The organism is Cupriavidus sp. IK-TO18 (genome assembly GCF_015549295.1).
GTDB lineage: Bacteria > Pseudomonadota > Gammaproteobacteria > Burkholderiales > Burkholderiaceae > Cupriavidus > Cupriavidus oxalaticus_A.
In genome coordinates this window covers 214,930-230,319 of record NZ_JADGMP010000005.1, presented here as the reverse complement: position 1 = coordinate 230,319, position 15,390 = coordinate 214,930, and the positions used below count along the sequence as shown (strand labels likewise).

The following is a 15,390-nucleotide window of genomic DNA, read 5'->3' as shown; positions in this document are numbered from 1 at the left end:
TATGGCTTGCCTCGCCGGGCCCGGGTGATACAGTGCAGGCACCCCGCGCCGGCCATTGCGCGCCGCGGCGCCGGCAGCCGGTTTTCCGATCCTTCCCCGCATCACCTCAGAATTTCTTCTACCGCCATGGGAGCCTTAAGCCATCTCCGCGTCCTCGACCTGACCCGCGTCCTCGCCGGTCCCTGGTGCGCCCAGAACCTTGCCGACTTCGGCGCCGATGTGATCAAGATCGAGCGCCCCGGCGCCGGCGACGACACCCGCACCTGGGGCCCGCCCTGGCTCAAGGACGAAGACGGCCGCGACACCGCCGAGGCCGCCTACTACCTGGCCGCCAACCGCAACAAGCGCTCGGTCACCTGCGACATCAGCACGCCCGAGGGCCAGCAGATCGTGCGCGACCTCGCCGCGCAGAGCGACGTGGTGCTGGAGAACTACAAGGTCGGCCAGTTGAAGAAATATGGCCTGGACTACGACTCCCTGAAGCAGGTCAAGCCCGACCTGATCTACTGCTCTGTCACCGGCTTCGGCCAGACCGGCCCGTACGCCGCGCGCCCCGGCTATGACTTCATCATCCAGGGCATGGGCGGCTTCATGAGCCTGACCGGCGAGCGCGACGACCTGCCCGGCGGCGGCCCGCAGAAGGCCGGCGTGGCGATTTCCGACCTGATGACGGGCCAGTACGCCACCATCGCGGTGCTGGCGGCACTCGCCCACCGCGACCGCACCGGCGAGGGCCAGTACATCGACATGGCGCTGCTCGACGTGCAGGTGGCCATGCTCGCCAACATGAACACCAACTACCTGGCCAGCGGCGAGGCGCCGCGCCGCTGGGGCAATGCGCACCCCAACATCGTCCCCTACCAGACCTTCCAGGCCGCCGACGGCTGGATCATCGTCGCGGTGGGCAACGACGGGCAGTTCCGCAAGTTCGTCACCGACGGCGGCCGGCCAGAGCTGGCCGACGACCCGCGCTTTGCCAAAAACCCGCAGCGCGTGGCCAACCGCGACGTGCTGGCGCCGATCCTGGCCGAGATGGTGCGCCCGCGCACCCGCGCGCAGTGGATCCGCGACCTGGAAGCCGCGGGCGTGCCGTGCGGCCCGATCAACACGCTCGACGACGTGTTCGAGGACGACCAGGTCAAGGCGCGCGGCCTGCGCGTGGACCTGCCCCACCCCAGCGCGGGCGAGGTCAAGCTGGTCGGCAGCCCGATCAAGATGAGCGTGACGCCACCGCAGGCGCTGCGCCACCCGCCGCTGCTGGGCGAGCACACCGACACGGTGCTGGGCGAGACCCTGGGCTACAGCGCCGGGCAGATCGCCGCACTTCGCGCAAAAGGTGTGCTGTAAGATTCTCCTCCTGACCGCGGCAGGCCAGGCCTGCCCTGCCGCAGGTGCTTTCCGGAAGTTCAGTTCCCACTGAAGTACTTTCCACGGGCCCGCGCCCCCCGCGCGGGCCTGCGCAAAGCAAAGGAGAACCCATGCTGACCGACGCCATCCTGGCCTTCCTGCATTTCCTTGCGATCTTTGTCCTGATCACGCTGATGGCCGCCGAGGCCGTGGCACTGCGCCCGGACCTGACCCCGGCCACCGTGCGGCGCCTGTCGCTGTATGACCTGTTCTATTTCCTGTCGGCGATGCTGGCGCTGGGGACCGGCCTGCTGCGCCTGTTCTACGGCGCCAAGGGCGTCGACTTCTACCTGCACAATCCGTGGTTCCACGCCAAGATGGGCGTGTTCGTGCTGATCGCGCTGTGCTCGCTGCCGCCGACCTTTGCCATCGCGCGCTGGCGCAAGCAGGCGCGCAGGCTGCCCGATTACGTGCCGCCGCCGTCCGAGATCAAGGCGGCGCGGCGCTGGGTCATGATCGAATCGCACCTGGTGATCCTGCTGCCGCTGTGCGCCGTGATGATGGCGCGCGGCATCGGGGCCCGCTAAGAATCCCAATCCCTCTGTCATCCGCAACATGCTGAAGAAACTGTTTGCCGCCGCGCTGACCGCGGCGCTGATGCCCGCCGCCGCCGCCGCGGCCACCACCGCCTACCCCGCCAAGCCCGTCCGCTTCGTGGTGCCCTATCCCGCCGGCGGCCCGCTCGACACCGTGGCGCGCGCCATCGGCGACAAGCTGCGCGACAGCCTGGGCCAGCCCGTGGTGGTGGAGAACAAGCCGGGCGCCGGCGGCAACCTGGGCGCGGACTACGTCGCCAAGCAGCCGGCCGACGGCTACACCATCGTCATGGGCGCGGTGGCCACGCATGCCATCAACCCGACGCTGTTCAGCAAGATGCCGTACGACCCGGTCAAGGACTTCGCGCCGATCACGCTGGTCGCCGACGTGCCCAACGTGCTGGTGATGCACCCCGGCAAGGCCGCCGACCTGCACATCAACAACGTGCGCGACCTGGTCGCCTACGCGCGCAAGAACCCGGGCAAGCTGGACTACGCCTCGGGTGGCAACGGCAGCGCCGGGCACCTGTCGGGCGAGCTGTTCAAGAGCATGGCGAAGATCAGCATGGTCCATATCCCCTACAACGGCGCGTCGCCCGCGCAGCTGTCGGTGCTGTCGGGCCAGACCGACCTGATCTTCGACAACCTGGCTTCGGCATCGGCCAATATCAAGGCGGGCAAGCTCAAGGCCTTCGCCGTGACCACCGCCAGCCGCGCGGCGGCGTTCCCCGAACTGCCGACCATTGCCGAGGCCGGCAAGGGGCTGGGGCTGGAAGGCTTCGATATCTCGACGTGGTTCGGCGTGTTCGCTCCGGCCAATACGCCGCGAGAAATCGTGGACAAGCTGAACCACGAGATCGTAGCGATCCTGAAGACGGACGACATGAAGGCGCGCCTGGCCCGGATCGGCGCACAGCCGGCGCCGACCACGCCCGAGCAGTTTGGGGCGTTGGTGCAGAAGGAACTGAAGAAGTATGCGCAGATCGTCAAGGTGTCGGGGGCGAAGGTGGACTGAAGTCCAAACCATCGCAGGACCAACGGCTTTGGGTGCTCCCAAGCCGCGCGAGCTAGCCCAAGCAAGGTGTTCTCCCTCTCCCGCAGGCGGGAGGGGGGAGCAAACCAACGCAAATCAAGCGCGCTCGCGGCCCGCTTCCTCCCTGCGCCGCCTCACCCACAGCTTCCCGCCGGAATCCCCCTCCAGCCGCGGCAGCAGCAATCCCACCTGCAGGATCTTCGCCCCCTCCATCCGCGTCACCGTCAGTGGCACCCCCGCGATCTCGACGCTGTCGCCCTCCACCGGCGGCGAGGTGAACACCCGCAGCATCGCCGCTTCCAGCGATAACGCTTCTTCCTCCGGCGTCAGCGCGCGCGTGCCGTAAATGGCCGCCACGTCGCCCAACGGCGCATCGCCGGACAGCAGGAAATCGTGCGAGACCTCCTCCCAGGTGGGCGCGCGCCCAGGGCTCTGGAACAACAGCGAGAGCCTCGGCAGCGTTGTCGCCGGTGCCAGCACGCTAACCGCATCGCCAGCGCGCAGTACGGTCTGATTCGGTTCGGCCAGCGCGTCGTCGCGCGCCACCGTCAGCAGGCGGCTGCGCGGCGGCAGTTCGAGCTGGTCGGCGCGCACGTTTTCCACCGGCGCGTTGGGCCCCACGCAGAACTGCATCACCTCCAGGATCGGCGCGCGCGTGCCGCGCAGCCGCGAACGCGCCACCGGCTCCGGATAGCCGGGCCGGCGCACGCGCGCCAGCCGCGCCGCGACCGATACGGTGGTGCCCTGGAACAGCAGGCTGGCCAGCACCACGGCAAAGGCGATGCGGAACAGCAAGCCGGCCTCGGGCGCCTGGCGCAGCAGCGGGAACAGCGCCAGCACGATCGGCACCGCGCCGCGCAGGCCCATCCACGCGATAAAGCCCTTCTCGCGCGCATTGAAGCGGAACGGCAGCAGCGCCACCCACACCGCCACCGGGCGCGCCACCAGCATCAGGAACGCGGCGACCGCCACCGCGGGCCCGGCCACTTCCAGGATCCGATGCGGCGCCACCAGCAGGCCCAGCAGCAGGAACATTGCCGACTGCGCCAGCCAGGCCATGCCGTCCATCGCGCGCATGACGTCGGCGGTGACCGCGCGCTCGCGGTTGCCGATCAGCATGCCGGTCAGGTACACCGCCAGGAAGCCGCTGCCGCCGGCGGTCTGCACCAGCGCGAACACCATGGCCCCGCCTGCGCACAGCAGGATCGCCTGCAGGCCTTCGGCCACGTGGATGCGCTCCAGCACACGGGCCAGGCAGTATCCCAGCGCCAGCCCAAGCACACCGCCCACGCCGAACTGCACCAGCAGGCTCATCACCAACCCCAGCGGCGTCAGCCCGCCGGGTGCGGTGACCCATTCGATCAGCGTCAGGGTCAGGAAAATCGCCATCGGGTCGTTGATGCCCGACTCGATCTCCAGCACGCTCGCGACCCGGTCCTTGAGGCGGATGCCGCTGCTGTGAAGCATCGAGAAAACCGCCGCCGCATCGGTCGAGCCGACGATGGCGCCGAGCAGCAGCCCGAGCCGCCAGTCGATACCGAGCAGCCACGCCGCGAACACGCCCACCAGCCCGGCTGTCACCAGCACGCCCACGGTCGCCAGCGACAGCGACGGCTTGAGCGCAACCCGGAAGGTGGCGAAGCGCGTGCGCAGGCCGCCGTCGAGCAGGATCACCGCCAGCGCCAGGTTGCCGACCAGGAAGCTGAGCCAGGTGTCGTTGAAGCGGATGCCGCCGGGTCCGTCCACGCCGGCCAGCATGCCGACTGCCAGGAACACCAGCAGGAACGGCACGCCGAAGCGTGCCGAGAACGCTCCCAGCACGATGCCCAGCGACATCACGATGCCACCGATCAGGATGACGTGGTCGATGCTCTCCAAGCTGCTCCTTGCGTCACGTATGGGTCCTTGCCGGAACCTTTCAAACCTTACAGGGCTTTCAGGCCGGCGCCCCCGGAGACTGCAGTACAGATGCCCGGGATGATAGCGCAGCGCCTCTCGCCGCCCCACCCGCCAGCCCGCGTCCAGACTGGCTTTGCGGACCGGCCAGGCGCCTTTTAAGCGCCATCTCACTAGGGGATACCCGAACCATGACCCTGTTTGCAGACATCTGAAAGGTAGCTGAAAGGTCGCCCCCTTAACTTCCACCCTGCCCGCAGGAGGGCCCTTCGTTGCAGACCGCATTGATGCAGGGCAACAAAGGGTCAACCGCAGATTTCAAGCGTCTTTTCGAGGAGATTCACTTTGCGCATACGTAGCCAAAAGGACTTCGCCTCCGGCCTGATGTTCATCCTGGTCGGATTCGGCTTTTCCTGGGTCGCACGCGGCTATTCCATGGGAACCGCCGCAAAAATGGGACCCGGATACTTCCCGTTCTGGCTCGGCATCGTGCTTGCCCTGCTGGGCGTGCTGGTGCTGTGGGGCTCGCTGTCTTCCAAGGCTGAGGAAGACCAGCTGGCCCGCTGGGATATCAAGACGCTGCTGTGGATTCTGGGCTCGGTGGTGCTGTTCGGCCTGCTGCTCAAGCCGCTGGGCATGGTGCTGTCGGTGCTGGTGCTGGTGCTGGTGTCGTCGATGGCCAGCCACGAATTCAGCTGGAAGGGTGCCATCCTGAACGCCATCATCCTGGTGCTGATCAGCCTGGGCGCGTTCGTGTACGGCATCAACCTGCAGATGCCGGTGTGGCCGGCTTTCCTGGCAAGCTAAGGAGGCCGCCAACATGGAACTACTCACTAACCTGGGCCTGGGCTTCTCCACCGCCCTGACCTTCCAGAACCTGGCGTACGCCTTCCTGGGCTGCGTGCTGGGCACCCTGATCGGCGTGCTGCCGGGCCTGGGGCCGCTGGCCACCATCGCCATGCTGCTGCCGGTGACCTACACGCTGCCGCCGGTGGCCGCGCTGATCATGCTGGCCGGCATCTACTACGGCGCCCAGTACGGCGGCTCGACCACGGCCATCCTGGTGAACCTGCCGGGTGAATCGTCCTCGGTGGTGACAACCATCGACGGCTACCAGATGGCAAGACGAGGGCGAGCGGGGGTGGCGCTTGCCACCGCCGGCCTGGGCTCGTTCTTCGCCGGCTGCGTGGCCACCATGATCCTGGCCGCGTTCGCCGCGCCGCTGTCGGAACTGGCCTTCAAGTTCGGCCCCGCCGAGTACTTCTCGCTGATGGTGCTGGGCCTGATCGGCGCCGTGGTGCTGGCCTCGGGCTCGCTGGTCAAGGCGATCGCCATGATCGTTCTGGGCCTGCTGCTGGGCCTGGTGGGTACCGACGTGAACTCGGGCGCAGCGCGCTTCTCGTTCGACGTGCCGGAACTGACCGACGGCCTGAACTTCGTCTCGGTGGCAATGGGTATCTTCGGCTTTGCTGAAATCATCGCCAACCTGGAGCAGAAGGAGCAGCGCGAGACCTTCACCGACCACATCACCAACCTGTTCCCGACCAAGGAAGACTTCAAGCGCATGATTCCGGCCGTGCTGCGCGGCACGGCGCTGGGCTCAGCGCTGGGCATCCTGCCGGGCGGCGGTGCCTCGCTGGCTTCGTTCGCGGCGTACTCGCTGGAGAAGAAGACCTCCAAGTACCCGCAGGAATTCGGCAAGGGCGCGATCGAAGGCGTGGCCGGTCCGGAATCGGCCAACAACGCGGCTTCGCAGACCTCCTTCATCCCGCTGCTGACGCTGGGCATTCCGCCCAACGCAGTGATGGCACTGATGGTGGGTGCGATGACCATCCACAACATCCAGCCCGGCCCGCAGGTGATGACCAGCAACCCGGCGCTGTTCTGGGGCCTGATCGCCTCGATGTGGATCGGCAACCTGATGCTGATCGTGCTGAACCTGCCGCTGATCGGCATCTGGGTGAAGCTGCTGAAGGTGCCTTACCGCTACCTGTACCCGGCCATCCTGACGTTCTGCTGCATCGGCGTGTACTCGGTCCAGAACACCACGTTCGATGTGTTCCAGACCGCGGCTTTCGGCGTGATCGGCTACCTGTTCATCAAGCTGCGCTGCGAACCCGCTCCGCTGCTGCTCGGCTTCGTGCTGGGGCCGATGATGGAAGAAAACTTCCGCCGCTCGCTGCTGCTGTCGCGTGGTGACTTCAGCGTGTTCGTGACGCGTCCGCTGTCGATGGGCCTGCTGATCGCCGCGGCGGTGCTGGTGGTGATCGTGGCGCTGCCGTCGATCAAGGCCAAGCGCGAAGAAGCGTTCCAGGAAGAATAAGCAGGACTTGCCGCCGGCCTGCGGGCCGGCTCGCAATGCAACACTGGGGGCACCGCGAGGTGCCTTTTTTTGTTGCCGGGAATTGACGCGGTGACACGCCTCCACCAGGCCCGCAGCGACCTATAGTATTAGCACCCGGACAACTGTCGCGATGAGCGCGTCGGAGGTTTGAGATCATGACCATGGCTAATACGCTGGCGAAATGCCTGAGCACCAAGCACAGCCAGTTCGACACCGTTCGGCACCCCTACAGCCTGAGCAGCATGGCCACTGCACACGCTGCACACATTCCCGGAGACCGCCTGGCCAAGACCGTCCTGCTGGAAGACGACAGCGGCTATGTCGCCGCGGTGATTCCTTCCACGCACCATTTGAAACTTGCCGAGATCCGCGAGCAGACCGGACGCAACCTGTCGCTGGCGCACGAGGATGGCGTGCGCGAAGTCTTCAGGGACTGCGACCACGGCGCGATCCCGCCGGTCGGCATGGCGTATGGCACGCAGACCTGGCTGGACGACAGCCTGCTGACGCACGCCGACGTCTATTTCGAAGCGGGCGACCACCAGGAACTGGTGCACATGAGCACCGACCAGTTCATGGAACTGATGGCCGATGCAAAGCGCGGGCACTTCGCGCACAGGATGATGTAGGGCAAAGCCATACGTCAGCAATCTGGCGGCCGGCGCGTGCCGGCCGTTTTTTTGCGCGCCGCTGTTGGTGACGACGCGCATGCCCGGCCCCCGGCACGGCATGACACCGTGACGGGGGCCGAGCTGCCGCTCAAACGGCAGGCGTCAATCCAGCAGGTCGAAGCGGTCGAGGTTCATCACCTTGGCCCAGGCCGCGACGAAATCCCTGACGAATTTTTCCTGCGCATCCTCGCTGGCATAGACCTCGCTGAGCGCGCGCAACTGCGAGTTCGAGCCGAACACCAGGTCGACACGCGTGCCGGTCCACTTCTTGTCGCCGGTCTTGCGGTCGCGCCCTTCGAACAACTCGCGCTCGTCCGACAGCGGCTTCCATTCCAGACGCATGTCGAGCAGGTTGCGGAAGAAGTCGTTGGTCAGCGTTTCCGGGCGGTCAGTCAGGACGCCATGCGCATCGGATCCGGTATGCACGTTCAGCACGCGCAGGCCGCCGATCAGCACCGTCATCTCGGGCACGGTCAGCGTCAGCAGCTGCGCCTTGTCGACCAGCAGGTGCTCCGGCGGGATGCTGTATTTCGCCTTGACGAAGTTGCGGAACCCGTCCGCCTTCGGCTCGAGCGCGGCCATTACATCCACGTCGGTCTGTTCCTGCGACGCATCGGTGCGGCCCGGCGAGAACGGCACGGTGACCTTGTGCCCCGCCTTCTGCGCCGCCTGCTCGATGGCCGCGCCGCCGGCCAGCACGATCAGGTCGGCCAGCGAGATCTTCTTGCCGCCGGATTGCGCGCCATTGAATTCGGCCTGGATCCCTTCGAGGACCTTGAGCACCTTGCCCAGTTGTCCGGGCTCATTCACGGCCCAGTCCTTCTGCGGCGCCAGCCGGATGCGCGCACCATTGGCGCCGCCCCGCTTGTCCGAACCGCGGAAGCTCGATGCCGACGCCCACGCGGTCTGCACCAGTTGCGACAGCGGCAGGCCCGAAGCCAGCACCTTCTGCTTGAGCGCGGCGACATCCTGGTCGTTGACCAGCGGATGGTCAACCTTCGGCACCGGGTCCTGCCAGAGCAGATCTTCCTGCGGGACTTCCGGGCCCAGGTAACGCGCGCGCGGACCCATGTCGCGATGGGTCAGCTTGAACCACGCGCGGGCGAAGGCGTCGGCAAGCTGGTCGGGATGCTCCAGGAAGCGCCGCGAGATCTTCTCGTACTCGGGGTCGAAGCGCAGCGACAGGTCGGTGGTCAGCATCGTCGGCCGCAGCTTCTTGGACGGATCGTACGCATGCGGGATGGTCTCGCCGCCATTCTTGGCCACCCACTGGTTGGCGCCGGCAGGGCTCTTGGTCAGTTCCCAGTCATGGCCGAACAGGTTTTCCAGGTAGCTGTTGCCCCATTGCGTCGGCGTCTTGCTCCAGGTCACCTCCAGCCCGCTGGTGATGGTATCGGCGCCCCTGCCGGTGCGGAAGCTGCTCGACCAGCCCAGGCCCTGGAGCTCGAGATCCGCGCCTTCCGGTTCAGCGCCGACGTTGTCCGCCGGTCCGGCACCGTGCGTCTTGCCGAAGGCATGCCCGCCGGCGATCAGCGCAACGGTTTCCTCGTCGTTCATGGCCATGCGCGCGAAAGTCTCGCGGATATCGTGCGCCGCGGCAAGCGGGTCCGGGTTGCCTTCCGGCCCTTCCGGGTTCACGTAGATCAGGCCCATCTGCACGGCTGCCAGCGGGTTTTCCAGGTGGCGGCCGTGGTCGGTGCGGCTGGCCTCGGCGCCATGCATGTCCTCGTCGGCAACCAGCACGCCGGCGTCGTCGTACTTACCCGCGGCACCCTTGCCGTAGCGGAGGTCGCCGCCGAGCCAGGTCTTTTCGTCGCCCCAGTACACGTCGCCGTCAGGCTCCCAGGTATCTTCGCGGCCACCGCCGAAACCGAAGGTCTTGAAGCCCATGGTCTCCAGCGCGACGTTGCCGGTCAGCACCAGCAGGTCGGCCCACGAGATGTTCTGGCCGTACTTCTGCTTGATCGGCCATAGCAGCCGGCGCGCCTTGTCCAGGCTGACGTTGTCCGGCCAGCTGTTGAGCGGCGCGAAACGCTGCTGGCCGCGCCCTGCGCCGCCCCGGCCGTCGCCGATGCGATAGGTGCCGGCGGCGTGCCAGGCCATGCGGATGAACAGCGGGCCATAGTGGCCGAAGTCCGCCGGCCACCAGTCCTGCGAGTCGGTCATCAGCGCCGCCAGGTCCTTCTTCACCGCGGCCAGGTCCAGGTCCTTGAACGCTTTACGGTAGTTGAAGTCCGGGCCCAGCGGGTTGGACTTGCCGGAATGCTGGCTGAGCAGGTCCAGCCGCAATTGCTTTGGCCACCACTCGCGATTGGTCGTACCGCCGCCGGCGGTATGCGTGAAGGGACACTTTGCTTCGTTAGACATACGTTCTCTCCTTAGGGGGACGTACTGCATACGCCTGCCGCGATGGCGTCAGCGGTCGCTCGATTGCTGTTATTGCCCGAATAGCTGTCTGACTTCGAAGATTCCCGCTCCGGCACGACTCGCCGGACGTTCTTGCAACGCAAGCCGGCTGGTTGCCGCCGGTGCGCGGACGCGCGCGGGCGCGCACCGGCGTGACGATCGGGGCGCGCGCAGGGCGAAGCCGCGCTGTCTGACTTCCGCAGCGGCTGTCCGCAACCAAAATATATGCACAGCTCGGCCCGAGGAGAATGCGATTCTGTCTATCTGGCCGATAGACCGCGCTTATGGCGCCATGGCGACCGGCTTCTGGTGCCACTCAGGCGCCAAACAGTTCGCTGCATGCCGCCCGCACCGCCGCCGTTACCTGCCCGCGCCCGTGGTCGCGCCGCTCGAGCATGCCGATGTGGCGCATGACCGGCTCGCCGTTGACCAGCAGAGGCAGGATGCGCAGCGCCTCGTCGTCGTGCCAGCGCGCGCGCCGCAGCAGCGGCACTACGGTCACGCCCACCTCCTGGCGCACCAGCTCGACCAGCGCCTCGATGGCGTTCAGCTCGAGGAACTCGTTGACCTTCAGGTGCGCGCGGCGCAGCGCGCGCTCGACCAGCACGCCGGTGCGCTGGCTGCGGTCGAAGCGCAGGTAAGGATTCCCGGCAAGCGCCTCGCGCGCATCGCGGCCGGGGCTGCCGCGTGCGGCGATCGCCACCAGCGGCTCCTGGTACAGCGGCGTCCAGCGCAGCGTGCCGGGAATCCGCGTGGCGCCTTCCACCAGGATCGCCGCGTCGAGCTCGCCGGCCTCGACCTGTGCCGCCAGCTCGATCGACTTGGCGCCGACCAGGCGCACGTCGAGCGCCGGGTAGGTGCGCTTCATGCGGGCCACCGCGTGCGACAGGCCGCCCATCACCGACACCACCGCGCCCACGGCCACGGCACCGGCCATGGCCTGGTCCGATGCCAGCGGCAGCCGCATCTCTTCGTACAGGGCGAGCAGGCGCCGCGCCTGCGGCAACAGCGCGCGGCCATCGGCATTGAGCACCGCGACGCGGCCGTTGCGGTCGAACAATTCACGCCGCAGTTCGCTTTCGAGCGCGCGCATCTGCAGGCTGACAGCGGCCTGGGTCAGGGCCACCTGGCCGGCGGCTGCGGCAAAGGAGCCCTGGTCGGCTACGGAAACGAAGGTACGAAGGAATCGGATAGTGCTCATCGGTGCCCGTGCGCGATGCTGCAAAGCTGCGTCGATACTTAAATTTTCCTTGTGACATTGGAAAGAAATATTAGCTTTCTTTGTGACCGGCGGCACGGAATAATTAAGCGGGCTCATCAATCCTTGCCCGCTGTATGCCCGCCCCAAGCCTGACTCCGGAGACAAGCATGAAATCCTGGCTGCGCCTCGCCGGCATCGCCGCTGCCTGTGGCATGTGCCTGGCCACGACGCCCGCACTGGCCGACAACTATCCCGGCAAGCCGATCCGCCTGATCGTGCCCTTCCCGGCAAGCGGCGCGACCGACCTGCTGGCGCGCGCCATCGCCCAGAAGGTAGGCACCGACATCGGCCAGCAGATCGTGGTGGACAACCGCCCGGGCGCCGGCGGCGCGATCGGTTCCGACATGGCGGCCAAGGCCGCGCCGGACGGCTACACGCTGCTGATCGCGACCACCAGCACGCACTCGATCGGCCCGTACATCAACACCCGCCTGCCGTACAACACCGAGACCGACTTCACCCCCATCGGCCAGGTGGCGATCGCCACCAACGTGCTGGTGGTGCCGAACAGCCTGCCGGTGAAGAACGTGCGCGAACTGGTCGACTACGCCAAGAAGCATCCCGGCGAACTCAACTACGCCTCCAGCGGCAATGGCACCGTGGTGCACCTGACCGCCGAGGCGTTCAAGGCGCAGGCCGGCGTGTTCATCACCCATATCCCCTACCGCGGCACCGCGCTGGCCGTGCCCGACCTGATCTCGGGCAAAGTGCAGGTGCTGTTCGACAGCATCGTCTCGGGGCTGCCGCATGTGAAGGACGGCAAGCTCAAGGCGCTGGCGGTGACCAGCGCCAGGCGCTCGCCGCTGGCACCGGAGATCCCCACGGCCAGCGAGTCGGGGCTGCCCGGCTTTGAGTCGGATACGTGGTTCGGCATCTACGGGCCCAAGGGGATGCCGGCGGACATCGTCAATCGCCTGAATGCCGAGTTCAACAACGCCATCCAGTCGCCCGAGGTCAGGGAACGACTGGGCAAGCTGGGCGCCGAGCCGGTCGGCGGCACGCCGGCGCAGTTTGCCGCCATGGTGAAGAAGGACAGCGCCCGCTGGGGCAAGCTGATCAGGGATCGCAAGATCACGGCAGAATAACGGCACCGCGAGTGCCAACGCTGCCGGCGCCCACCACGGCCCGGCCGCTTCCTGAAACGACAGACAAAGCCATGCAGAACTTCAACTGGACCAACCCCTACCCCTCCGTGCGCATCCCGCTGTTTGCGCGCAACGTGGTGTCCACCTCGCACCCGCTGGCTGCGCAGGCCGGCCTGCGCATGCTGCTCAAGGGCGGCAATGCCGTCGATGCGGCCATCGCCGCGGCGGCCGCGATCACCATCGTCGAGCCGGTATCGTGCGGCCTGGGCAGCGATGCCTTCGCCATCCTGTGGGACGGCAAGGAGCTGCATGGCCTGAACTCCTCCGGCGTGGCCCCGGCCGCCTGGAACCCGGAGTACTTCAGGAACAAGTACGGCACCGACGCCAACGGCCTGGCCAACCGCCCGATCCGCGGCTGGGACTCGGTCACCGTGCCCGGCGTGATCGCCGGCTGGGCGGCGATGCACGAGCGCTTCGGCAAGCTGCCGTTCGCCGACCTGATGGAGCCGGCGATCGAGATCGCCGAGCGTGGCTACGCCGTGCCGCCCGTGGTGGCGCACAAGTGGGCCGCCGCTGTGCCCGAGCTGAAGGACCAGCCGGGCTACGCCGAGACCTTCATGCCCAATGGCCGCGCGCCGCTGGTCGGCGAGAAGTTCACCATGAAGGCTGCCGCCGAGACGCTGCGCAAGATTGGCGAGACCCGCGGCCGCGCCTACTACGAAGGCGAGATCGCCGAGAAGATCGCCGCCTTCAGCAAGCAGTGCGGCGGCGCGATGACGCTTGACGACCTGCGCAACTATCGCCCCGACTGGGTCAAGCCGATCAGCAAGGCCTACCGCGGCTACGAACTGCACGAGATCCCGCCCAACGGCCAGGGCATTGCCGCGCTGGTGGCGCTGGGCATCCTCAGCCAGTTCGACATGGCCTCGATCCCGGTCGACTCCGTCGATTCGCAGCACCTGCAGATCGAAGCGATGAAGCTGGCCTTCGCCGACCTGTACCGCTACGTGGCCGACCCGCGCAGCATGGAAGTCACGCCGGAACAGATGCTGGATGACGCGTACCTGAAATCGCGCGCCAGGCTGATCGACATGCAGCGCGCCACGCATTTCAACTTCGGCATGCCCAAGGTGGGCGGCACCATCTACCTGACCGCCGCCGACGAGAGCGGCATGATGGTCTCGTTCATCCAGTCGAACTACATGGGCTTCGGCTCTGGCGTGGTGGTGCCGGGCACCGGCATCAGCCTGCAGAACCGCGGCGTGGGCTTCTCGATGGATCCCAGGTCCGCCAACGCCGTGGCCGGCGGCAAGCGCCCGTTCCACACCATCATCCCGGCCTTCCTGACGAAAAACGGCCATCCGGTGATGAGCTTCGGCGTGATGGGCGGCGACATGCAGCCGCAGGGCCACCTGCAGACGGTGGTGCGCATGCTGGACTACAACCAGCAGCCGCAGGCCGCATGCTGCGCGCCCCGCTGGAAGGTCAACCGCGATTTCACGCTGGACGTGGAAGGCACCATGGACCCGGCCACGGTCGCAGGGCTGAAGGCGCGCGGGCACCAGTTGAAGTCGGTGGAAGACCCGTACATGGACTTTGGCTCGGGCCAGTTTATCTGGCGCCTGTCGGACGATCCGGAGCAAGGGTACGTGGCCGCCAGCGACAGCCGGCGCGACGGGCAGGCGGTGGGGTTCTGAGCCACCAACGAAGCCAACGGTTTTGGGTGCACCCAAGCCGCCCGAGCTAGCCTAAGCAAGGTGTTCTCCCTCTCCCGCACGCGGGAGAGGGGAGCAAACCCCGCAACTGGCCCGCCCACAACCCCGCCAACTGTGCATGGCGCACCGACTCCGCCTCCGTACACTGCTCGGATGCTTCCGGAGCCCGCACCATGCCCACCTACGCCTTCCGCCTGCTCAACGTCTTCGCCGAATCTACCTTCGGCGGCAATCCCCTGTGCGTGTTCGAAGACGCGCGCGGCCTGGACGAGGCCACCATGCAGGCGCTTGCGCTGCAGTTCAACCTGTCGGAAACCACCTTTATTCTGCCGTCGGACAATGCCAGCGCGCGTGTGCGCATCTTCACGCCCGGCCATGAGATGCGTTTCGCCGGTCACCCCACGCTGGGCACCGCGCACGTGGTGCGCGAATTGGCCGGCACCGGCGACACGCTGACGCTCGAGTTCCTCGCCGGCGTGGTCCCGGTGACGGCGCAGGGCGATGTGTGGACTTTCACCGCACCGCACAGCGGCATGCCGAAGACCGCCCCGGCCGGCCTGCCCGATGCCGGGATGGCAAGCCTGCTCGGCCTGCAGGAGAGCGACCTGCTGGTGTCGCCGATGTGGGTCGACACCGGCGCCGACCAGTTGCTGGTGGCCGTGAACAGCACCGATGCCGTGGGACGCGCCAATCCCGACAGCGCGCGGCTCGACATCTGGCCGCAGAGCAGCCTGGGCCGCAAGACCGCGTACGTGTTCGCCTTCGATCCCGAACAGCCTGGCCGCGTGCTGTCGCGCTATTTCTTCGCCAAGCAGGGCGGCGGCGTGGCCGAGGATCCGGGCACGGGCTCGGCCTGCGCCAACCTCGGTGGCTGGCTGCTCGCCACCAGCCGCGCGCTGCCGGCGGAATACATCATCGACCAGGGCGAGGCCGTCGGCCGCCCGTGCCGGCTGCGCTTGTCGGTCGGCACGGACGGCGCGATCCGCGTGGGCGGCCGCGTGCTGGAGATTGGCCGCGGCACCGTGACACTCTGACC

Annotated in this window: 12 protein-coding genes; 9 read left to right on the top strand and 3 right to left on the bottom strand. The window is 67.2% G+C overall.

Features of this window, described 5'->3' with window-relative positions; genetic code table 11:
- The first annotated feature begins 126 nt into the window (after positions 1-126).
- The 3 genes from IPF36_RS03515 (at position 127) to IPF36_RS03505 (ending at position 2,958) form a co-directional block, all read left to right on the top strand.
- Complete coding sequence (locus IPF36_RS03515; protein WP_195427334.1) at positions 127-1,347, top strand: CaiB/BaiF CoA-transferase family protein; 1,221 nt, start codon at positions 127-129, stop codon at positions 1,345-1,347.
- A gap of 131 nt (positions 1,348-1,478) precedes the next feature.
- Positions 1,479-1,934, top strand: a complete 456-nt coding sequence (locus IPF36_RS03510; protein ID WP_133097402.1) for a DUF2214 family protein — start codon at positions 1,479-1,481, stop codon at positions 1,932-1,934.
- Positions 1,935-1,962: 28 nt separating this feature from the next.
- The gene (locus IPF36_RS03505; RefSeq protein ID WP_135705660.1) at positions 1,963-2,958 is read left to right on the top strand and encodes a tripartite tricarboxylate transporter substrate binding protein; all 996 of its coding nucleotides are present in this window, start codon (positions 1,963-1,965) and stop codon (positions 2,956-2,958) included.
- 114 nt (positions 2,959-3,072) lie between these two features.
- Here the strand turns inward: IPF36_RS03505 and IPF36_RS03500 are convergent, their stop codons facing one another.
- Entirely contained in the window at positions 3,073-4,854 is a 1,782-nt protein-coding gene (locus tag IPF36_RS03500) for a potassium/proton antiporter (RefSeq protein ID WP_135705661.1), read from the bottom strand.
- Between the two features lie 363 nt (positions 4,855-5,217).
- On the opposite strand from IPF36_RS03500, the gene IPF36_RS03495 reads away from it, so the two are divergent.
- From IPF36_RS03495 to IPF36_RS03485, 3 genes are all read left to right on the top strand, one after another.
- On the top strand, positions 5,218-5,679 hold the full coding sequence (locus IPF36_RS03495) for a tripartite tricarboxylate transporter TctB family protein (RefSeq protein WP_029045514.1): 462 nt from the start codon (positions 5,218-5,220) through the stop codon (positions 5,677-5,679).
- Between the two features lie 13 nt (positions 5,680-5,692).
- Positions 5,693-7,195 carry a tripartite tricarboxylate transporter permease gene (locus tag IPF36_RS03490; RefSeq protein WP_116320835.1) on the top strand — a complete coding sequence of 501 codons (1,503 nt, stop codon included), beginning with the start codon at positions 5,693-5,695 and terminating at the stop codon, positions 7,193-7,195.
- A 176-nt stretch (positions 7,196-7,371) separates the two neighbouring features.
- A complete protein-coding gene (locus tag IPF36_RS03485; RefSeq protein ID WP_135705662.1) occupies positions 7,372-7,845 on the top strand; it encodes an aminoacyl-tRNA deacylase in 474 nt (157 codons plus the stop codon).
- Positions 7,846-7,989: 144 nt separating this feature from the next.
- Here the strand turns inward: IPF36_RS03485 and katG are convergent, their stop codons facing one another.
- Complete coding sequence (gene katG, locus IPF36_RS03480; protein ID WP_135705663.1) at positions 7,990-10,254, bottom strand: catalase/peroxidase HPI; 2,265 nt, start codon at positions 10,252-10,254, stop codon at positions 7,990-7,992.
- 355 nt (positions 10,255-10,609) lie between these two features.
- Entirely contained in the window at positions 10,610-11,494 is an 885-nt protein-coding gene (locus IPF36_RS03475; RefSeq protein WP_135705664.1) for a LysR substrate-binding domain-containing protein, read from the bottom strand.
- A gap of 167 nt (positions 11,495-11,661) precedes the next feature.
- Between IPF36_RS03475 and IPF36_RS03470 the strand changes: the two genes are divergently transcribed.
- The 3 genes from IPF36_RS03470 to IPF36_RS03460 all read left to right on the top strand — a co-directional run bounded on the left by IPF36_RS03470 (position 11,662) and on the right by IPF36_RS03460 (position 15,388).
- Positions 11,662-12,639, top strand: coding sequence for a tripartite tricarboxylate transporter substrate binding protein (locus IPF36_RS03470; protein ID WP_195427333.1), 978 nt, complete (start codon positions 11,662-11,664; stop codon positions 12,637-12,639).
- A 71-nt stretch (positions 12,640-12,710) separates the two neighbouring features.
- Positions 12,711-14,336 (top strand): gamma-glutamyltransferase, encoded by a 1,626-nt coding sequence (gene ggt / locus IPF36_RS03465; RefSeq protein ID WP_133097394.1) that lies wholly within the window; start codon positions 12,711-12,713, stop codon positions 14,334-14,336.
- 191 nt (positions 14,337-14,527) lie between these two features.
- Positions 14,528-15,388 carry a PhzF family phenazine biosynthesis protein gene (locus IPF36_RS03460; protein ID WP_195427332.1) on the top strand — a complete coding sequence of 287 codons (861 nt, stop codon included), beginning with the start codon at positions 14,528-14,530 and terminating at the stop codon, positions 15,386-15,388.
- The last annotated feature ends 2 nt before the right edge of the window (positions 15,389-15,390 follow it).